General features: G+C 35.6%; 20 protein-coding genes. 9 read left to right on the forward strand and 11 right to left on the reverse strand.

The genetic code is table 11. The annotated features are described in order from the left end of the window. The first annotated feature begins 28 nt into the window (after window positions 1-28). The gene (locus QWY87_RS17185; RefSeq protein WP_290293544.1) at window positions 29-1630 is read left to right on the forward strand and encodes a cation:proton antiporter family protein; all 1602 of its coding nucleotides are present in this window, start codon (window positions 29-31) and stop codon (window positions 1628-1630) included. Here QWY87_RS17185 and QWY87_RS17190 read toward each other — a convergent pair. Next, a complete protein-coding gene (locus QWY87_RS17190; protein ID WP_290293546.1) occupies window positions 1603-3528 on the reverse strand; it encodes a LysM peptidoglycan-binding domain-containing protein in 1926 nt (641 codons plus the stop codon). The genes QWY87_RS17185 and QWY87_RS17190 overlap by 28 nt on opposite strands. Window positions 3529-3674: 146 nt before the next feature. After that, window positions 3675-5207 carry a glutamine-hydrolyzing GMP synthase gene (gene guaA, locus QWY87_RS17195; RefSeq protein ID WP_290293549.1) on the reverse strand — a complete coding sequence of 511 codons (1533 nt, stop codon included), beginning with the start codon at window positions 5205-5207 and terminating at the stop codon, window positions 3675-3677. 104 nt (window positions 5208-5311) lie between these two features. On the opposite strand from guaA, the gene QWY87_RS17200 reads away from it, so the two are divergent. Further along, window positions 5312-5923: a hypothetical protein gene (locus tag QWY87_RS17200; protein ID WP_290293552.1), complete on the forward strand. Its 612-nt coding sequence runs from the start codon at window positions 5312-5314 to the stop codon at window positions 5921-5923. Window positions 5924-5949: 26 nt separating this feature from the next. Here QWY87_RS17200 and QWY87_RS17205 read toward each other — a convergent pair whose 3' ends face one another. Both QWY87_RS17205 and QWY87_RS17210 read right to left on the reverse strand, forming a co-directional pair. Beyond that, window positions 5950-6324 (reverse strand): hypothetical protein, encoded by a 375-nt coding sequence (locus tag QWY87_RS17205; RefSeq protein ID WP_290293554.1) that lies wholly within the window; start codon window positions 6322-6324, stop codon window positions 5950-5952. Between the two features lie 142 nt (window positions 6325-6466). Then, the gene (locus QWY87_RS17210; RefSeq protein ID WP_290293556.1) at window positions 6467-6841 is read right to left on the reverse strand and encodes a hypothetical protein; all 375 of its coding nucleotides are present in this window, start codon (window positions 6839-6841) and stop codon (window positions 6467-6469) included. 189 nt (window positions 6842-7030) lie between these two features. On the opposite strand from QWY87_RS17210, the gene QWY87_RS17215 reads away from it, so the two are divergent. Continuing rightward, entirely contained in the window at window positions 7031-7483 is a 453-nt protein-coding gene (locus QWY87_RS17215; RefSeq protein WP_290293558.1) for a hypothetical protein, read from the forward strand. A gap of 79 nt (window positions 7484-7562) precedes the next feature. On the opposite strand, the gene dnaK is transcribed toward QWY87_RS17215, so the two are convergent. Beyond that, a complete protein-coding gene (dnaK, locus tag QWY87_RS17220) occupies window positions 7563-9485 on the reverse strand; it encodes a molecular chaperone DnaK (protein WP_290293559.1) in 1923 nt (640 codons plus the stop codon). 243 nt (window positions 9486-9728) lie between these two features. Here dnaK and QWY87_RS17225 point away from each other — a divergent pair, with 243 nt between their 5' ends. Next, the gene (locus tag QWY87_RS17225; protein WP_290293561.1) at window positions 9729-11246 is read left to right on the forward strand and encodes a glycoside hydrolase family 10-like protein; all 1518 of its coding nucleotides are present in this window, start codon (window positions 9729-9731) and stop codon (window positions 11244-11246) included. 2 nt (window positions 11247-11248) lie between these two features. Here QWY87_RS17225 and yaaA read toward each other — a convergent pair whose 3' ends face one another. The 3 genes from yaaA to QWY87_RS17240 are packed head-to-tail and all read right to left on the reverse strand — an operon-like array spanning window position 11249 to window position 13663. Further along, complete coding sequence (yaaA, locus tag QWY87_RS17230; RefSeq protein WP_290293564.1) at window positions 11249-12007, reverse strand: peroxide stress protein YaaA; 759 nt, start codon at window positions 12005-12007, stop codon at window positions 11249-11251. A 23-nt stretch (window positions 12008-12030) separates the two neighbouring features. Further along, window positions 12031-13062 carry an RluA family pseudouridine synthase gene (locus QWY87_RS17235; RefSeq protein ID WP_290293566.1) on the reverse strand — a complete coding sequence of 344 codons (1032 nt, stop codon included), beginning with the start codon at window positions 13060-13062 and terminating at the stop codon, window positions 12031-12033. 31 nt (window positions 13063-13093) lie between these two features. Beyond that, window positions 13094-13663 carry a PASTA domain-containing protein gene (locus QWY87_RS17240; protein WP_290293569.1) on the reverse strand — a complete coding sequence of 190 codons (570 nt, stop codon included), beginning with the start codon at window positions 13661-13663 and terminating at the stop codon, window positions 13094-13096. Window positions 13664-13786: 123 nt separating this feature from the next. On the opposite strand from QWY87_RS17240, the gene QWY87_RS17245 reads away from it, so the two are divergent. Continuing rightward, window positions 13787-14755, forward strand: a complete 969-nt coding sequence (locus tag QWY87_RS17245; RefSeq protein ID WP_290293571.1) for a D-alanine--D-alanine ligase — start codon at window positions 13787-13789, stop codon at window positions 14753-14755. Between the two features lie 25 nt (window positions 14756-14780). Continuing rightward, the gene (gene coaD / locus QWY87_RS17250) at window positions 14781-15233 is read left to right on the forward strand and encodes a pantetheine-phosphate adenylyltransferase (RefSeq protein WP_290293743.1); all 453 of its coding nucleotides are present in this window, start codon (window positions 14781-14783) and stop codon (window positions 15231-15233) included. Between the two features lie 19 nt (window positions 15234-15252). Here coaD and QWY87_RS17255 read toward each other — a convergent pair whose 3' ends face one another. After that, window positions 15253-16881, reverse strand: a complete 1629-nt coding sequence (locus tag QWY87_RS17255; protein WP_290293572.1) for a SulP family inorganic anion transporter — start codon at window positions 16879-16881, stop codon at window positions 15253-15255. 62 nt (window positions 16882-16943) lie between these two features. Beyond that, window positions 16944-17549: an NUDIX hydrolase gene (locus tag QWY87_RS17260; protein ID WP_290293573.1), complete on the reverse strand. Its 606-nt coding sequence runs from the start codon at window positions 17547-17549 to the stop codon at window positions 16944-16946. A gap of 7 nt (window positions 17550-17556) precedes the next feature. Between QWY87_RS17260 and pyrE the strand changes: the two genes are divergently transcribed. Both pyrE and QWY87_RS17270 read left to right on the forward strand, forming a co-directional pair. After that, entirely contained in the window at window positions 17557-18201 is a 645-nt protein-coding gene (gene pyrE / locus QWY87_RS17265; RefSeq protein ID WP_290293574.1) for an orotate phosphoribosyltransferase, read from the forward strand. 3 nt (window positions 18202-18204) lie between these two features. Beyond that, a complete protein-coding gene (locus QWY87_RS17270; RefSeq protein ID WP_290293576.1) occupies window positions 18205-18594 on the forward strand; it encodes an SRPBCC family protein in 390 nt (129 codons plus the stop codon). Between the two features lie 9 nt (window positions 18595-18603). On the opposite strand, the gene QWY87_RS17275 is transcribed toward QWY87_RS17270, so the two are convergent. Further along, entirely contained in the window at window positions 18604-19335 is a 732-nt protein-coding gene (locus QWY87_RS17275; RefSeq protein ID WP_290293577.1) for a biotin--[acetyl-CoA-carboxylase] ligase, read from the reverse strand. A gap of 75 nt (window positions 19336-19410) precedes the next feature. Between QWY87_RS17275 and rsfS the strand changes: the two genes are divergently transcribed. Continuing rightward, window positions 19411-19782 (forward strand): ribosome silencing factor, encoded by a 372-nt coding sequence (rsfS, locus tag QWY87_RS17280; protein ID WP_290293578.1) that lies wholly within the window; start codon window positions 19411-19413, stop codon window positions 19780-19782. Window positions 19783-19803 lie beyond the last annotated feature (21 nt).

Genomic DNA, 19803 nt, shown 5'->3' on the forward strand with positions numbered 1-19803 from the left:
TTTAAATAACAATCAAATTACCTAATCAATGGACCCACTTTGGATCATATTTGCCTTCGGCTTTGGCTTTACCGTGAAGCAAATTGGCCTCCCCCCTTTAGTTGGTTTTTTAATCGCCGGCTTTGCCTTAAACCTATTTGGAGTTCAAAGCACTGAAACCTTAGTACATATTGCAGATTTTGGTGTTTTATTACTCTTATTTACGATAGGTTTAAAATTAAAAATCAAAAATTTACTCCATCGGGAAATATGGGCAGGCTCTTCAATACACATGTTGATTTCAACCCTGGCCTTGGGGCTTTTAATATTATTTTCGAGTTATGTTGGTTTGTCTAAATTTGCCGAACTCGATCTGCAAACATCATTTTTAATTGCATTTGCATTTAGTTTTTCAAGTACCATTTTCGCAGTTAAAATTCTTGAAGAAACTGGCAGTATGAAAACTGCTCATGGAAAAGTTGCAATCGGTATATTAGTCATGCAAGACATCTTTGCCGTGATCTTTCTCACCATAAGTTCTGGCAAAACCCCATCTCCATGGGCCTTTGCGCTTTTACTCTTGCTGCTGATTCCTAAGTTGATTCAGAATAAAAAGTTTTCATTTATACTCAATAAAACCGGGCACGGGGAATTGCTAATTCTTCTGGGAGTGTTACTGCCAATGGCTGGAGCTGGACTATTTGAATCTGTTGGTCTAAAAGCTGATTTAGGAGCACTGGTAATGGGTATCTTATTTGCTGAGCATCATAGGGCTGAAGAACTTGCTAAAACGATGATGGGATTCAAGGATTTATTTTTAGTGGGTTTTTTCCTGACAATCGGACTCTCCGGTACGCCTAGTTTCGAGGCCTTTTATATAGCGCTTTTACTCGCTTTATTCATTCCGTTTAAACTTGGACTGTTTTTCATATTACTTACCCGTTTCAAACTAAGGGCAAGAACTTCAGCATTGACTTCTTTCAGTTTGGCAAATTACAGTGAATTCGGACTTATTGTGGGAGCAGCAGGTGTTGCCAATGGATGGCTCTCTCCTGAATGGCTTGTAATCTTTGCCGTATCATTATCAGTCACAATGATCATGGCTTCACCACTTAATATGAAGGCGCAGCCTATCTACGCTAAATTCCAAAAGTATTTTCTGAAATTTGAAACACAGACCAGATTGTCTCAAGATGAACCGATTGTCTTTGCTGAGGAAGAAGTGATTGTTTTCGGTATGGGAAGAACTGGCTCAGAAGTATATAGGGTAATGGCTGAAAAGTATAACAAAAATGTGCTGGGAATCGATATTAGTCTGGATGTGATAGAAAAGAATCAGGAATTAGGAAACAATGTACTGCAAGGTGATGTAACAGATCTGAGTTTCTGGCAAAGAGTCAATATGTCTGTGAATCTGCCATTGGTCATACTTGTTACGCCAAGTCATGCAACCCATATGAGTGTTATTGAAGAACTGAATCTAATCCATTGTAATATTAAAGTTGCAGCCATTTCAAGATATGATGACGAAATGAATGAACTTATTGAAGCTGGTGTAGACGTTGTTTTTAACTTATACGAAGAAGCCGGATTTGGTTTTGCCGACCATACATATAAACAAATCTATTCCAATAATTTGGTGGACTCCTGATTAACTGACCGAATAACTTTCTCTTCTAAACCGTCATATTTAATAATATAAATACCTTTATTAATAATACTGCCAGATGTATTCTCAATAAAATCATATTTAGTTGAAATTCGCTCTGAGACACCCTGATTGATAATATCCGAATCGGTTGCCAGACGCATCAAAAGATCATAGGTGACATCGAAGCCTTCTACAGCATAAGATGATGGAAAGGTATAATACTTTCTTTTATATGCTGCCTCAAACTTTTGATAAGCTATTCCATTTTGATCGATAAAAGAATTACTTGGGTAATGGAAATTAACTCTTGCCAGAAAATTATTATCAATTTTATTGTAGTTTCTGTCTTTTTCAAAGCCAAAAACCATTAAACTATCCGCCTCAGGAAAAACACCTAAATTATTAAAAACATCACCTAAATAAGCCGGCTCGTCATCTGTCACAAAAAACCAATTCACAATATTTCTTTCTAAAGTATCTCTAAAAACCTTGAAATCATCAGGTTTGATATAACCATCTTTCGGCTCAAGAATCATGACTTCTTTTTCAGGATTCAATGCCTGAATATCTTGAATGATACGGTTATATTGCTGTTTAGATTTTTCACTGTCATTCTTAATGACAATAAGGTCTTGATTATCGTAGTTCTTCTTGACAAAATCCATCATTTTTTCAGTATGATTTTCTAAGGAAGCTCTTTCTTGAATCAATTTATTATTATCAATATTAGAATGGTCTTTAGTGGATATTGGAGAAACAATCAAAGGTTTTCCGTATCTCAAATTGTTTGAAACAACTTTTACATTCGATAAGAACATGGGTCCAACAACAACATCAAATTCTTGCAATTCAACCTGGTCACTTATCTTTCTTGACACATCCTTATTATTCTCTGTATCAAATACCTTCATATGAACCGATAATCCCTGGGCTTTTAATGAATCTATTGCCATCAAAGCTCCAAAATAAAAATCAGTCGTAATATTCAATAACCTGTCTCCTTTAAAATTCAGACTATCTCTTTTACTCTTAAAAGGAAGCATCATCGCTATTTTTAACTCCTTCCCTTCAGGAAGTACATCTACAAAGACTGGCTTCTCATCTAGATCTTTATTAGGAATCTTCAGTAACATCCCTTCTTTTATACCTGCAGAAATCTCTGGATTAAGTGCCAGTAATTCATCTTCTGTAAGTTTGAATTTTTTAGTAATACTATACAAAGTCTCTAATTTCTGCACTTCATAAATGATAAATTCATCATCTGCTGATGCAGGTACTTCTAGGGGTACAATAATCACATCACCAATTTGCAGTCCATTTTGAGCAATCTTGGGGTTTAATTCTTCTAAATACTCAATAGAAATACCAAACTTTTTTGTGATGCTGTACTTCGTTTCCTTTGCTTTTACCAAATAAGGCTGTGTTTTGGAATCCTGTGCTTCTACTTGCAACGCATCCACCTTTAAGGGAATTCTGATCACCTGACCAATTTTTAATCCATCCGTAGCAAGAAAAGGATTGCTTTCATTCAATTCTTCTGAACTTATGTTAAAGCTTTTGATAATGCTATAGATTGTCTCTTTCGGCACAACCTCGTGATAAATATATTTATCAACAATAATATCTTTGTCACTTATTCCACTGAGGTCAGCATTCTTAATATCCTCCAAAGGATCATACTCATTGTTTGGTATAATAATAATGTCATTAACTTTAACATTATCCTTTACATCAGGATTGAGCTTTAGTAAATCATAGGGTGTGATTGACAAGGCTTTCGATATACTCTGAATAGATTCTCCTTGCTGGACTTTATAAGTAATAAATTTCTTATCCTGCGCAAAGATGCTTAAACACCCGAACAGGAACAAAGCAATTACAAATTTCAAATTTTTCATGTAGTAATAAGTTCTAATAATTCTAAACTTAAAATGAGTCTTGATATTTCATCAAAGATATGATTTTTTATATCTTTTATTAACAATATAATAATTATCAAAACCAGTCTTATGCCTTTATATTCAAAGCAATGACTCTTTCAAGTTTACTCCCATTCAATGGTTGCTGGTGGTTTGGAACTAATATCATAGACAACTCTATTTACGCCCTTTACACCATTAATGATTTTATTTGAAGTTTCCTGAAGAAACTTATACGGTAAATCTACCCAATCAGCTGTCATGCCATCGGTTGAAGAAACCGCTCTTAATACCACGGCTTTTTCATAAGTTCTTTCATCTCCCATCACGCCAACAGATTGCACCGGTAATAGCATAGCTCCTGCCTGCCATACCGAATCATATAGTTTCCAACGCTTAAGTCCTTCAAGAAATATATGATCCACTTCTTGAAGCATTGTAACTTTTTCTGCCGTAATATCTCCTAAAATCCGAATACCCAATCCCGGTCCAGGAAAAGGATGTCTTCCTAAAAGTTCATCGTCAATACCTAAAGTCCTGCCTACCCTTCTAACCTCATCCTTAAATATGGTTCTCAAAGGTTCTACCACCTTCAATTTCATAAAATCTGGTAAACCCCCAACATTGTGGTGAGACTTAATTGTAGCTGAAGGCCCCCCTGTTGCTGATACAGATTCTATCACATCAGGGTAAATAGTACCTTGGGCAAGCCAGTTAACATCTTCTATTAAATGAGCCTCATCATCAAACACTTCTATAAATGCATTACCAATAGCCTTCCTCTTTAATTCAGGATCTTCTATCCCTTTTAATTTATTAAGAAATCGTTCAGATGAATCAACTCCTTTCACATTGAGTCCCATGTGTTTATATTGATCTAAAACACTTTCAAACTCATTTTTCCTGAGTAATCCATTGTTTACAAAAATACAGTAGAGATTCTTCCCTATAGCTTTGTCTAGCAATACTGCTGCAACAGTCGAGTCAACTCCCCCCGATAAACCAAGGACAACTTTTTCATTACCAATTTTTTCCTTAAGTCCTGCAACCGTGGTTTCAACAAAAGAATCAGGTGTCCAGTCTTGAACCAAACCGGCAATATGAACTAAAAAGTTTTCCAGAAGCTGTTTACCATCAGTAGAATGATACACTTCAGGGTGAAATTGAATTGCATAGGTCTGCTCTCCTTCTATAGTAAAAGCAGCATTATCAATGTCATGTGTACTAGCAATTACTTTATAATCTTCAGGTAATTCAATGATGGTGTCACTATGGCTCATCCAAACCTGAGAACCTTCTTCAATATTATTAAATAGCTCATTACTATGATCTACAAATGACAAATTTGCTCTTCCATATTCACGAGAACTTGACTGACCAACTTTTCCGTCAAAGAAGTGAACCAAATATTGTGCGCCATAACAAATTCCCAGTAAAGGTTTTTTCCCTTTAATCTCTGATAGATCCGGATGAGGAGCATCTTCATTTCTAACCGAATGCGGGCTACCAGAAAGTATTACTGCCTGAAATTCGTTTACATCAAATTTATTACTATTATACGGGTGAATTTCACAGTAAATATTGAGCTCTCTTACTCTTCTTGCAATAAGTTGCGTGACCTGTGACCCAAAATCTAAAATTAGAACCTTGTTTTGCATCCGCAAAAATAAAATTTAATTCAGAAAAAAGACATGCTATTTTAGTTTTTTATTAATGATTTATAATTCATACTTTTAAACTTTAAGCAAATCTTATAAAAAACATGAAAAAGCGTAATTTTTTAATAATTATAATGTTGAATATTGCGTTTATCATGCAGTCTTATAGTCAAGAACATGAAGAAAATCAGAGCGAATCACATAAACCTGCCGCACATCATAAAGCGCATAAAAAGCATGTAATTAGTGGCTCCCTGAACCATACTGTTATTTTCTCAGCTATAAAGGATGGGGAATCAGCATCGAATATTACCTTACCTTCTTTTGGTCTTAATTACACATATGCCTTTAATCATAAATGGGGCCTTGGACTTCACAACGATATTATCTTGGAAGATTTTGTAGTCAAAGGAAGCGAAACAGATCAAAACAAATCAAGCTCAACGTCAAATGAAGACACTGCCATTATTGAAAGGGGAACACCTATTGCCGCATGTATAATGGTTATTTACAAACCTGTTCCGTATTTAGGCTTAATGGCTGGAGTGGGCCGAGAATTTTCAAGCCATGAAGATTTTACTGTGATCAGATTCGGAATAGAAGCTCCATATCACTTACCTAAAAATTGGGAACTTTTTGGCGTGCTCACCTATGACATCAATATTGATGCATACCAAAGCCTTACATATGGCATTGGTATAGGTAAAATGTTTTAAAAACTATCTTGGAATATACCTTAGTTCTATATCCTGCTTCCCGATATTCGTAAATATCCTTTTGGATGCGATACAGTTCCCTTAAACGAGTCTGATTCAAACTTCAAAAAAATATCAATTTGCTCACCTTCAATAACAATATGGCTGCGCACGATATTATTTTCACGAACTAAATTCTCCATAGGAATAATACGGTCATCAAAGATCACATTTCCTATTAAAACTTCTTGTTCATAGCTAAATTCAATAGCACCTTTTTGAAAGGTCATTCCGATGTTTGGAGCTAAATACTCCCAGGAACCTAATAACTTTGTTGAATCCTCGTCATGCTCGACATCAGTAAAACTCAATGTTAAGAAAAGCAATAAGGCGGGGTAACTTTTGCGTAAAAATTTTCTCATATTAAATACTATTCATTTTTCAGTTTGCAAAAGTACGAAAAAATCATACTTAAACTGTATTTTTCAAGCAGTTAACTGAGAAGTTTTCAAAAAAAAACCATCAAATTATATTTGATGGTTTTTAAGGGCTTAAAAGTAGCGTTTACTTTTTAGTTCCTGTTATATCTAAAGTGCCTTGAGAATAAGACACAATCCCTTCAAAACTCTTTTTTGTAAAATTTAAATTGTATCTCACAGTTTCTCCTTGAACATCCATTTTTCCTTTTAACACATCCTTTTCGTACACAACATCTTCTAAAGGCATTCCCTGTCCTCCCATAACCATTTCAGCAGCCAAGACACCATCTACTCTGCTTAACACAAGAACTCCTTTCTGATATTCCATTGGTGCATCTGGGATACTACACTCCCATTCTCCTAATATTTTTTTCACTTTAACAAAACTGTCTTTTACAGCAAAACTACTTAACACAATAATTGATAAGAATAAAATACTTTTAAATGTAATGTTTTTCATAATCTGATTTAGTTTAAAATTTAGTATTCCAAATCTAGTGAAAATACAAATAGTTTTAAAATTTGAAGACTATATTTATTTAGAACTGTTTTTAATTTCGGATTAATATAATCTGGCTCTTTATACTATTTATTATTATTTTAAGTTTGTTGTAACTCACTAAAGTGAATAACCAAAATTTTAACAAAAATGAAAAAAATTATTTTTATCGCATTATTATTTATTTCCATGATGGAGATTAATGCGCAAGCCTATGAGTACAAAATCGTTACGAGTATTGAATCTGTAGTTCCTATGGGGATGGGTAGATCCAGAATAATTTCTGCCGAAGAAGACAAGAACTATAAAGAATATACTACTTCAAGATCAGAAGAAAATACGAAACAAAATAAATCGAAGAGAGGTGACTCTAAAGTAGAAAATTTTGATGAAACCAAAATTTTAAACTTTTACAGTGCTACCGGTATTAATTTTCAAAACATTGCTTCTAACGATGCCATGTTATCGTCAAAAGTGAATACAATGATCGATGAGGGCTGGGATCTTGCTTTTGTAACAAGTGGCGTTGAGAGTGATGCTGGAAAGGGAGACGGAACAGGTATTTTTATTACACGTTTTATATTTAAAAGATTGAAATCTTAAACATATAAAAGGTTTATGAATAACAAAAAAACCGTCATGCAAAGCATGACGGTTTTTTATTTATAGTCTATCTAAAGAATTAATCTTCTTTAACCTCTTCAAAATCTACATCCTGAACATCATCCTGAGCTGCTTCTCCAGCTTCAGGTGCTCCGGCGCCAGCATCAGCTCCAGGTTGTGCACCTCCAGCTTGAGACTCTTGTTGCGCCTTATAAATCTCTTCAGAAGCTGCTTTCCATGCTTCATTTATCTTCTCCATCGCTGCATCAATTAAAGCCAAGTCTTTTGACTCATGTGCTTTCTTCAACTCTTCTAATGAAGATTCAATAGGTGCTTTTTTATCAGCAGAAAGTTTTTCACCAAATTCTTTCAATTGGCTTTCTGTTTGAAAAATCATGGCATCAGCACCATTAATTTTTTCAGCAGTTTCTTTTGCCATTTTATCCGCGTCAGCATTTGCTTCAGCATCAGCTTTCATTTTTTGAATATCTTCGTCTGACAATCCAGATGAAGCTTCAATACGAATATTATGTTCTTTACCAGTTCCTTTATCTTTTGCAGAAACGTTAATGATACCATTAGCATCTATATCAAAAGTAACTTCAATCTGAGGAACTCCTCTTGGCGCTGGTGGAATACCATCTAAATGGAATCTACCAATTGTCTTGTTATCAGCTGCCATCGCTCTTTCTCCTTGAAGTACGTGGATCTCAACTGAAGGCTGGTTATCTGCAGCAGTTGAAAAAACCTGAGATTTCTTTGTAGGAATCGTTGTATTAGACTCAATAAGTTTCGTAGCAACATTACCCATTGTCTCAATACCTAAAGAAAGTGGCGTTACATCAAGTAACAATACATCTTTCACGTCTCCAGTAAGAACACCACCTTGAATTGCTGCTCCAATTGCAACAACCTCATCAGGATTAACACCTTTTGAAGGTTTCTTTCCAAAGAACTTTTCAACTTCTTCTTGAATTTTTGGCATTCTTGTAGAACCACCAACCAAAATAACATCGTCAATATCAGAAGTACTAAGGTCTGCATCTTTCAAAGCAGCACTTACAGGGCTCATTGATCTTTTTACAAGAGAGTCTGAAAGTTTTTCAAAACTGGCTCTTGTCAATGTTTTAACAAGGTGCTTAGGTCCTGAAGCTGTAGCAGTCACATAAGGTAAGTTTATTTCAGTCTGCGTACTAGATGACAATTCAATTTTTGCTTTTTCAGCAGCTTCTTTTAATCTTTGAAGGGCCATTGGATCTTTTCTAAGGTCCATGTTCTCTTCTTTCATAAATGCTTCAGCCAACCAGTCAATAATTACTTGGTCAAAATCATCCCCACCTAAATGTGTATCTCCGTTTGTAGATAATACTTCAAAAACACCATCTCCAATTTCTAAGATTGAAATATCAAATGTACCACCTCCAAGGTCATACACTGCTATTTTTCTGTCTGCACCAGATTTATCTAATCCGTATGCAAGCGCAGCAGCCGTTGGCTCATTAATAATTCTACTAACTTTCAAACCAGCAATTTCACCAGCTTCTTTAGTAGCTTGTCTTTGTGCATCGTTAAAATAGGCAGGAACCGTAACAACAGCTTCTTTCACTTCGTGACCTAAATAATCTTCTGCGGTTTTCTTCATTTTCTGCAATACCATAGCAGAAATTTCCTGAGGCGTATAAAGTCTTCCATCTATATCAACTCTCGGTGTATCATTATCTCCTTTCACAACTTTATAAGGAACTCTTTCAGCTTCCATTTTAGACTCTGAATATTTGTTTCCCATAAATCTTTTGATAGAATATACAGTTTTAACAGGATTGGTTACTGCTTGACGTTTTGCAGGATCTCCAACCTTTCTTTCACCATCTTCAACAAAAGCAACGATAGAAGGCGTTGTGCGTTTTCCTTCAGCATTAGGAATTACAACCGGCTCATTCCCTTCCATTACAGAAACGCATGAGTTTGTTGTTCCTAAATCTATTCCAATTATCTTACTCATAATATTATATTTTAATTTTTATCTAATCTTTCATTTTAATAACTGCTGCTGTATAAACAATGATTATGCCATTGCTGATTTTTATTAAATATGTCACCTTTTGACATTAATTAATGACATACTGACAGAATTTATGTGCTTATGAAATCCCTATTTTATAGTTATCAGGATAATAGTGTCATGATTTTTACGTTTTGAAATGGAAGTATACGCCATTTACCAATAATCCTAAATCTTAAACACTTGAGATACTTAATCATCTTATTCATCCTATTTCTGCAATTAGATCAAATTCGATCTCAGGAAACACTTCACAGAGAGTTCAGAGGAGTTTGGATAGCAACTGTGGGGAATATTGACTGGCCTAGTTCCAAAGATCTTAGTTCAGAGGAACAGAAAAAAGAAATCATTAACTTGTTGAATACTTTTAAAGGCATGAATTTTAACGCCGTGGTTTTTCAAATCAGACCCGCAGGCGACGCATTTTATCATTCAAAATACGAGCCCTGGTCGTACTACCTGTCAGGAGAAAATGACAGAGCACCCAGTCCGTATTATGATCCTTTGGCTTTTATCATCTCAGAAACTCATAAACGAGGCATGGAGTTTCATGCCTGGCTCAATCCGTATAGAGCGGTTGTGAATTATAAGGAATACCGTTCAAACCCCTATCCATTAACCTATGAAAAACCAGAATGGTTTATCAACTACGGCCAAAACAAGTATTTTGATCCAGGTTCACCTGCTGTCAGGAATTATACCATTAATGTCGTATCTGACATTGTACTCAATTATGACATTGACGCAATTCATTTTGATGATTATTTTTATCCATATAAAATAAATGGTCAAGCGTTTAACGATCAAAGAAGTTTCAAGAAACACGGAGGAGATCTTTACCCTGATCAATTAGATGAATGGCGACGGAATAACGTAAATACGATAATCAAGGAGTTGCATCATACCATTAAATCTGTAAAACCATGGGTTCAATTTGGAATTAGCCCATTTGGTGTTTGGAGAAATAAAACAGATGACCAAAGAGGTTCAAACACGAATGCTGGTCAAACGAATTATGACAATTTATACGCTGATGTACTATTATGGATGAAAAATGGCTGGCTTGATTATGTGCTTCCGCAAGCGTATTGGCGCATTGGCCATGATAAAGTTGACTATAAGACCATCGTTCAGTGGTGGGCTGATAATTCATTTGGCACCAACCTGTATATTGGTCATGGATTGTACAGACTCGGATCAAAAAGTGAAGACCCTGCCTGGAACATAAAGAATCCAACACAAATTCAAGGCCAATTAGATTATAATAAAAGTATCTCTAATGTTAAAGGAAGTGTTTTTTTTAGCGCAAAATCATTCCTGAAAGATCCTCTTAAAATAAATCAAATTCTTGAAGAAAAGTATTATCACAATCCAGTGCTTCAACCTATCGCCAATAAAAAAGAGAAATTCACTCCGCAACCGGTTAGGAATATTAAATTGACAAAATTAAAAAACAAACAATTTCTGTTGAATTGGGAAGCAATGCCAGATCATATAGAGCACCAGGCTGTTAAATTTTTAGTCTATCTTTTTGACGAAAATGAGATCCATAATATTAATAAAAGCTCAAATCTTATAAGCCTCACAGGAGAAACAAGTCTTATGATTCCTAAGAAAACTATTCGATCCGGGCAAAGCATACTAGTCATCGCGGTAAGTAAAAACAACAACCTGAGTCATCCTGTAAGTATCAAAATATAGGTTTATCTGGTGAAGACCAACTCAGTATTAGTTGACAAATTCTCATCAAAGCCATATCCGTTCACATTAAACCCCTTGATTCCATCGATGCTGTCAATTTTATGATCAACAATATAACGAACCATGAGACCTCTTGCCAATTTAGCGAAAGTCATGACGATCTTATATTCCCCATTCTTAAACTCTTTAAAAACTGGTGTGATAACTGTAGATTTTAATAATTTCGGCTGCAATACCTTGAAGTATTCATTACTTGCAAGGTTTATAAACAACTCTCCTTCTTCTAATTCAGCATTAAGGGCATCGGTAATTTTTGTATCCCAGAATTTATATAAATTCGGCTTTACTCCTACTTTAAGTCTCGTACTCATCTCAAGTCTGTAGGCCTGCATCAGATCCAGTGGCTTTAATATACCATATTGTCCTGAAAGTATTCTCAGATTGTCCTGTAAAAAAGAAAGGTCTTCAGGTGGAAGGCTATTCACATCTATCCCTCTGTAGACTTCACCTGTAAAAGCATAAATAGCCTGCTTGGCGTTATCTTGATTAAATGGCAATTCCCAATTTTGATTTCTTTCAAAGTTCAGTTGGCCCAAGGCAGGTGAAATGGACATCAATTTAGAGAGACTTCTGGCAGATTTCTTTTTTAAGATCTTATTCAGTCTTTCTGATTCTTTGAGAAAAATGGGCTGCGTTATTTCAGTAGCGGGTGCTTCTGTTTCAAAATTAAGTGACTTGGCAGGGGATATGACAATTTTCATTTGATATAAGTTTTATAATAAGATCATTCATCGTGCTGATGCGCGGTATAATTCCTCCATTTCTCGATACAGAGTCTCATGTCATCCGGCACTTCTGAATTAAAAAATAATTTCTCTTTTGAATCGGGATGTTCAAAGCCAAGTGTTTTGGCATGTAAGGCTTGTCTCGGAAGAATCTTAAAACAATTATCCACGAATTGCTTGTACTTAGTGTAGGTCGTTCCTTTTCTTATTCTATCTCCACCATAACGTTCATCATTAAACAAAGGATGTCCTAAATATTTAAAGTGTGCTCTAATCTGATGGGTTCTTCCTGTTTCTAATTTACACTCAACAAGGGTCACATAGCTAAACCGCTCTAAAACCTTATAATGTGTAACCGCATGTTTACCAAATTCACCATTTGGAAAAACATCCATTTGCAGCCTGTTTTTTAAACTTCTCCCTATATTACCAGTGATTGTACCCTCATCCTCCTCAACACTGCCCCAAACAAGCGCTAAATACAATCTTTCTGTAGTTCTGTTGAAAAACTGGCTGGCCAGATTCGCCATGGCAAATTCAGTTTTTGCAACCACAAGTAATCCGCTGGTATCTTTATCTATTCTGTGCACTAAACCAGGCCTGTCACTTGTGTTTTTAGGCAGATTCTCAAAGTGATGTATCAATCCGTTAACCAAAGTACCGCTGTAATTACCATGTCCTGGATGCACAACCATTCCTGCAGCTTTGTTCACTACGATAACTGATTCATCCTCATGAATGATGTCTAAGGGAATATCCTCAGCAACCAATAAATTCTCATGTGGTGGATGTGCCAGGACTACCCTCACAACATCATTAGACTTTACCTTATAATTTGACTTTACAACTGCATCATTAACCAGAACATTTCCCGCCTTAACCGCTTGTTGAATTTTATTTCTGGTGGCGTTCTCAATGAAATTCATCAGAAACTTATCTACTCTCAAAGGCTCTTGACCTTCACTGGCAACAAACTTATGATGTTCGTACAGTTCGTCGTCAACGCTGATATGCTCATCTTGCTCTTTCATTGATGTCTTTTTTTTAGAAGATTGTTGCTACTTAGTTAAGTGAATCTCGTTTTACAAGACCATCTCCTAATACCAGATCAATCACTGTGTTTTTTGGTAGTTTTTCACCGGGCTTCACTTCCTTGCTTTTTATTTCAAGTTTCCGAACCACATCCCTACCTAAGTCTTTGATATATCTTTCTTTACCAATTCTAAATCCAAGTGATTTTAACTGAATCACAACCTGTCTCTTGGTTTGATCCAATACATTAGGTATCGTAACCTTTCTATAATTAGAAGGATTTAAAGTCAGGTATATTTTCCTGTTTTCTTTTACAAAATCTCCAGGTACTGGATTCTGTTCAATGACAGATTTTGCAGGAAATTTTGGATTAAAACTAGCTGAATCTATTACAACATAGTTCAGGTTGTTTTCTTCAAGAATTTTCTCAGTTTCTGCCAGGCTCAACATTTCGAGATTTGGCACTTCAATTTTCTGATCATGCTTTGTATGTTGGTGCAACCATTTGAACAATCCGAACAACAATATCAACGAAATAGCTATTACCAAAATAATAGTCCTCAAAAATTCTTTACTTTTCAGGTACTGTAATAAATTCATTTGTCAAATAAAATTTGTCAAATATACTTTAAATATTGATAACAAATAATCACATAAAGAGTCATTTAAAGTCTTTTTTGTAAGTTTGTTCGAACAATTACCAAGGCCCTGTAAATAGCATTAATGAAAAAAAATATCGCCATCATAATGGGAGGATATTCCTCCGAAGCTGACATCTCTGTTCAGAGTGGAAATGTAGTTTATAATAATCTGGATAGTGAAAAATTTGATCTATATCGAATCCTCATATCGAGAGACAAATGGGTGTATCAGGATGAGAATGAACAAGAGCACCCAATGAATATGGCCGATTTCACAACAACTGTGAATGGTTATAAAATTAAATTCGATTTTATCTTTAACGCCATACACGGGCATCCGGGAGAAGACGGAACCTTGCTGGCTTACTTTGACCTACTGGGGCTTCAGTATTCTTCAGCACCTTTCTATCAAATGGCTGTTGCGTTTAACAAAAGAGACTGTCTAAGCTTATTAAAACCTTATGGCATTAAAAGTGCCACTTCAATTTATTTGAACAAAGGTGATCACATCTCAATTGAAGAAATTGAACAAAAACTTGGCCTACCCTGCTTTGTTAAGCCCAATCGTGCTGGATCGAGTTTTGGAATAAGCAAGGTTTATAAAGAGGAAGAACTACTTCCTGCGCTGGAAAAAGCTTTTAGCGAAGACCATGAAATTCTCATTGAACAATTCTTGGATGGCACAGAAGTCTCTGTTGGAGTCATTACATGGAAAGGAAGCATAAAGGTTTTACCCATAACTGAAATCGATACTGAAAATGACTTTTTTGATTATGAGGCAAAATATATGGGCCAATCAAATGAAATCACACCTGCCAGAATAACAGAAACCCAAAGAAAGAATGTATCTGAGATGGCAGCTAAAATTTATAAAACAATGGGCCTTAGAGGCTTGTCAAGAGCAGATTTTATTTTTATCGGTGACCAACCTCACTTTATAGAATTAAATATGGTTCCAGGGCTTTCGGCAGAGAGTATTATTCCAAAACAAGCCAAGGAAGCGGGTATTTCATTAGCAGCACTTTTTGAAAGTACCATTCAAATAAACTAACCTAGATCAAAACTTAAATGATATGATAAAAAGAGCTGTTTTTCCTGGATCCTTTGATCCTCTCACCCTTGGGCATACCGATATTATCGACAGAGCGATTCCTCTATTTGATGAGATTATTATTGCTATAGGGACAAACTCTTCAAAGAAATATATGTTTAGTCTGAAAGAACGCAGTGCATTCATTGAAAAGACTTATGCAAACGAACCTAAGGTTATTGTAGACACTTATCAGGGATTAACGATTGATTACTGTACAAAAGTAAAAAGTCAATTTATCTTAAGAGGGCTGCGTAATCCTGCCGATTTCGAATTTGAAAAAGCAATTGCACAAACAAACAGGAAAATGTCAGAGATAGAAACCATCTTTTTATTGACCAGTGCAGACACATCTTATATCAGTTCAAGCATTGTAAGAGACATTATCGTGAATCACGGCGATGTATCAATGTTTGTACCTAAAGCTGTGACGGTCTAAACTTAGTGGTTCAAAAAATCTATAAGTGATATTCAGATAAACTCTTTGGAAATTCTTCCGGATTTGCCGCAAGGTGATATCTTGGATCATCAATATCATTTATGATTATTTGATGAAATCTTGGATCCGATTTGTACAGTAAGGCTTTACACTCTTCACTCAAATGTTTTAAATGAACCGTTTTATTTTCAGTTTCATATTTCTTAACCAGGTTAAGTATCGCTTCAAGCGCTGAATGATCACTAATTCTTGATTCAACAAAATCAATTTCTACGTGATCCGGGTCATTTTTAGGGTCAAACTTTTCATTGAAAGCTGAAATAGACCCAAAGAACAATGGGCCCCATATTTCATATACTTTGGTTCCGTCTTCCCTCATTCTTTTTCTTGCTCTAATCCTTTTGGCATTTTCCCATGAGAACACCAAAGCACTAACAATCACACCGGCGAATACCGCTATAGCAAGGTCAAAAATAACCGTTAAAGCAGAAACCAGGATGACGACAAACACATCAGATCTCGGTACTTTATTCAAAATCCTAAAACTACTCCAGGCAAAAGTTCCGATAACTACCATAAACATCACTCCAACGAGTGCTGCAATTGGCACTTGTTCTATATAAGTGGAAGCAAACAGAATAAATGCAAGTAAGGTTAAAGCGGCAACAATTCCAGATAATCTGCCCCTACCTCCTGATTTGATATTAATAATCGATTGACCGATCATGGCGCATCCGCCCATACCGCCAAACAATCCGGTCACAACATTAGCCCCTCCTTGAGCCATACATTCTCTATTTCCGTTACCACGGGTATCGGTCAATTCATCAATCAGATTCAAAGTCATTAACGATTCGATAAGTCCTATGGCGGCAAGAATAAGCGCATATGGGAAAATGAATTTTATAGTTTCCCAGTTAAATGGTATTTTCGTAAAAAGCTCCAATTGAAGCATAGGAAGTCCTCCTTTAAGTCCTTCACCTCCACCGTCTCTAATAAAAGAACCTACCGTGGCTACGTCAAAATTGAAATATATAGCAATGGCAGAAACAGTCAAAATTGCCAATAAAGCTTCCGGTAATTTCGCTGTGATTTTAAACTTAGGCAATACCCACATCATGAGCATCGTTAAACCTACCAAACCAACCATAAGGTATAATTCCATTCCTCCTAACCATACTTTTTCTCCTCCAACATTTTTTTTGAACATCCCCAGCTGAGATAAAAAAATCACAATGGCCAAACCATTGACAAAACCCATCATTACAGAATGTGGTATGAGTCTAACGAATTTTCCGAGTTTTAAAACACCTGCCATAATCTGGATAAACCCCATCAAAATAACTGTTGCAAATAAATAGTATAAACCCATGTTCTCACCAGGGGCACCCATATCATTGCCACGAGCCACTAAACTAACCATAACAACGGCTAAAGCTCCGGTTGCTCCAGAAATCATACCCGGTCTTCCTCCAAAAATAGAAGTGATTAAACCAACCATGAACGCGGCATACAAACCTACTAAAGGATCTACTCCAGCCACAAAAGCAAAAGCTACTGCCTCAGGAACCAAAGCAAGTGCTACGGTAATCCCAGACAATACATCATTCTTTACATTCGGCAATCTTTTACTAATAAACTCAGTCATCTCTTTGGTTTAAAAAAGCGGCAAATATACTTTTTCTATTTTTAATATGTTCACATTATCATTTATTGTTCATTATCAGGCCAATACATCGTAAGAAGCAAAGCTATATTGGGATAGGTATTTTGAAGTAATTTTGGCACACCGACCCTTGACACCCATGATAAATCCGTTATCCCCTCTTCAACCTGAGGAATAAGCGTCTTGTCATTTGAATACATTTTATACCAATATGATATTTTCAAAACTTCCCCATCCTTTTCAGGATATATATGGTATGTGGTTCCAATAAAATCTAAAAGTCTAATCTCTTTAAAACCACATTCTTCTTTAACCTCTCTAATGCCTGCAACTTCTCTGGTTTCATTTAATTCAATTTTCCCTTTCGGTAAATCCCATTTATCATTCCTGAAAATAAACAATATGTCATCTTCTTCATTCTGCACTATTCCACCAGAAGCCTCGATCACTTTATACAATCCTTTAAAAGAGTTCCACATACCCGTTAAGTCGGCATCATAAAAGCACAACTTCGACTGGCCTTCCGAAATAAGTTTATCAAGGGCTTCTTTCCGATTGAAATCAATCCACAAATAACAATCTTGATTCCCCGCAATATTTCTGTCATCTGTTAAAATAATTGAAGTATCATTCTTAAAAATTGTATACATTTGTACTATGATTTTTGACAAAAATACAGCAAAAAAGACAGCCGAATTGCTTTTACAGATAAAAGCAATAAAATTGCAACCTGACGAACCTTTTACATGGGCTTCTGGATGGAATTCTCCCATTTATTGTGACAATCGCGTTACGCTGTCTTATGTAATGATTCGTAATTATGTTAGAGAAAATTTAGCAAAAATCATTTCTGAAAAACACGGACAACCAGATGTTATTGCTGGTGTGGCCACTGGTGCAATTGCCATTGGTGTTCTTGTTGCTCAAGAATTGGGAGTTCCTTTCATATATGTGAGACCTGAGCCTAAAAAACACGGTAGACAAAACCAAATTGAAGGCTTTTTAGACAGCGGTCAGAATGTTGTAGTTGTTGAAGATTTGATCAGCACTGGCAAAAGTAGTCTAAACGCAGTAAAGGCGTTAAAAGACGCAGGAGCAAGAGTGATTGGTATGGTTGCTATTTTCAATTATGGATTTCCCGTAGCAGAAAAGAATTTTAAAGATTGTCATTTAGATCTTACAACCTTAAGTGATTATGAGAATTTGATTGAACAAGCTCTCGAAACTAATTTTATAAGTACAAAGCAAGTTACAACCCTAAAAGCCTGGAGGGAAGATCCGGGTGAATGGAACGCCAAATAGAAAATGAATTTAGAAAGCCCAAAAGTTACCGTACAAAAATCAAGCAAAGAAATTTTTGAATACCTGTCGAATGTTGAAAACTTTGAGCACATCATGCCAAAGAACATTGATAAATTTGAAGCTGGTAAAGACTCTTTCCTTTTTGCATTAAAAGGGATGCCCGAGATAGAATTGAAACTGGAAGAAGTTGAGGCGCCAAAAAAGATTGTTTTAGGTTCAGCGAGTGAGAAATTCCCTTTCAATCTGACTGCAGATATTGAAGAGGCTTCGGATTCTTCAAGTAATGTTCAGTTATTGTTCGACGGTCAATTTAATCCGATGGTTGCCATGATGGTAAAAAAACCGCTTCAAAAATTCATCGACACCTTGATTACGAACATCGGAGAAAAATAGTCAAAAACCTTAGAGATAAACAATTTCCTTAAAGTTATACTTCTCAATAGATGCGTCTTCTTTTTCTATACGTAGCATTCCTTGTTTTGATACACCTCGAATAATACCCATAAATGCTTTTCCGCCTGGCTCCTTAAACATACGGGCTTTATCTTTTCGATAAAGCGCAGATTCATAATCAGCCCATAAGTCATCGTATTTTTTGTCAAAAATTAAATCAAACTTGATTTGTATAGAATTAAGTAGGTCCTGAAGGAATACGTCTCGATCTATAAATTCACCTTTTAATTGCTTGATAGAAACAGCCATTGGAAGATCTTCCGGGAAATTTTCCTGATTCACGTTAATCCCAACACCAATTATACATTTTGTAATCTTGTCAGCTGACAAGGTGTTTTCTATCAATATACCCCCTAGTTTTTTTGAAACTGACATTATGTCGTTTGGCCATTTGATAGCTAATTTTGGTAAATCATAGCGCTGTAAATAGCGATAAATACCTAGGGAAACCGCGCAATTAACCATAAACTGATCCTCGGCCTTTACACCATCCAAGTGCACCAATATGCTGCATATCAAATTTTTACCATTTTCAGAATGCCACGACGCTCCCTTCTGCCCTCTTCCTTCGTTTTGAAATTCAGCACTGACGGCGGTCCATTTTCCTAAACCCTCATTTTTTGACAATTGTCTTAAATAAGAATTTGTTGAATCTGTGGCATTAAGTTTGAATAGATACATGTATATAATTGCAATTATCAATCATCTAAAGTGATAAAAATGTAATACATTTGCAAGAAATTTTGAAACAAATTAATGACAAAAAAAATAGTTAATCAGGATCTTTTGATCACTGAAATCATAAAGGGAATTGAAGAGGTAAAGGGTGATAATATTTCTATAATTGATTTAAGAGAAATTGAAAATACTGTTTGTGATTACTTCATTCTGTGTGATGGAAATTCCAATACTCAAGTAAGTGCAATTGCTGCATCCATCCAAAAAACTGTTAGCAAAAGTTTAAAAGACAAACCTTGGCATGTAGAAGGTGAATCAAATGCTGAGTGGATACTTTTAGATTATGTAAATGTGGCTGTTCATGTTTTTCAAAAACATGTAAGAACGTTTTATAATCTGGAAGAACTATGGGGAGATGGTAAAATCACAAACATTGAAAGTGCTTATTAATTGAGCAGCAATCGTTAAATT

The organism is Lutimonas halocynthiae, from assembly GCF_030409835.1.
GTDB classification, from domain to species: Bacteria; Bacteroidota; Bacteroidia; order Flavobacteriales; family Flavobacteriaceae; genus Lutimonas; species Lutimonas halocynthiae.

Bases quoted from the DNA above. Each gene is read 5' to 3' on its own strand.
- QWY87_RS17185 (WP_290293544.1), top strand. From the start codon at position 29: ATGGACCCACTTTGGATCATATTTGCCTTCGGCTTTGGCTTTACCGTG.
- QWY87_RS17190 (WP_290293546.1), bottom strand. From the start codon at position 3,528: ATGAAAAATTTGAAATTTGTAATTGCTTTGTTCCTGTTCGGGTGTTTA.
- guaA (WP_290293549.1), bottom strand. From the start codon at position 5,207: ATGCAAAACAAGGTTCTAATTTTAGATTTTGGGTCACAGGTCACGCAA.
- QWY87_RS17200 (WP_290293552.1), top strand. From the start codon at position 5,312: ATGAAAAAGCGTAATTTTTTAATAATTATAATGTTGAATATTGCGTTT.
- QWY87_RS17205 (WP_290293554.1), bottom strand. From the start codon at position 6,324: ATGAGAAAATTTTTACGCAAAAGTTACCCCGCCTTATTGCTTTTCTTA.
- QWY87_RS17210 (WP_290293556.1), bottom strand. From the start codon at position 6,841: ATGAAAAACATTACATTTAAAAGTATTTTATTCTTATCAATTATTGTG.
- QWY87_RS17215 (WP_290293558.1), top strand. From the start codon at position 7,031: ATGAAAAAAATTATTTTTATCGCATTATTATTTATTTCCATGATGGAG.
- dnaK (WP_290293559.1), bottom strand. From the start codon at position 9,485: ATGAGTAAGATAATTGGAATAGATTTAGGAACAACAAACTCATGCGTT.
- yaaA (WP_290293564.1), bottom strand. From the start codon at position 12,007: ATGAAAATTGTCATATCCCCTGCCAAGTCACTTAATTTTGAAACAGAA.
- QWY87_RS17235 (WP_290293566.1), bottom strand. From the start codon at position 13,062: ATGAAAGAGCAAGATGAGCATATCAGCGTTGACGACGAACTGTACGAA.
- QWY87_RS17240 (WP_290293569.1), bottom strand. From the start codon at position 13,663: ATGAATTTATTACAGTACCTGAAAAGTAAAGAATTTTTGAGGACTATT.
- QWY87_RS17245 (WP_290293571.1), top strand. From the start codon at position 13,787: ATGAAAAAAAATATCGCCATCATAATGGGAGGATATTCCTCCGAAGCT.
- QWY87_RS17255 (WP_290293572.1), bottom strand. From the start codon at position 16,881: ATGACTGAGTTTATTAGTAAAAGATTGCCGAATGTAAAGAATGATGTA.
- QWY87_RS17260 (WP_290293573.1), bottom strand. From the start codon at position 17,549: ATGTATACAATTTTTAAGAATGATACTTCAATTATTTTAACAGATGAC.
- pyrE (WP_290293574.1), top strand. From the start codon at position 17,557: ATGATTTTTGACAAAAATACAGCAAAAAAGACAGCCGAATTGCTTTTA.
- QWY87_RS17270 (WP_290293576.1), top strand. From the start codon at position 18,205: ATGAATTTAGAAAGCCCAAAAGTTACCGTACAAAAATCAAGCAAAGAA.
- QWY87_RS17275 (WP_290293577.1), bottom strand. From the start codon at position 19,335: ATGTATCTATTCAAACTTAATGCCACAGATTCAACAAATTCTTATTTA.
- rsfS (WP_290293578.1), top strand. From the start codon at position 19,411: ATGACAAAAAAAATAGTTAATCAGGATCTTTTGATCACTGAAATCATA.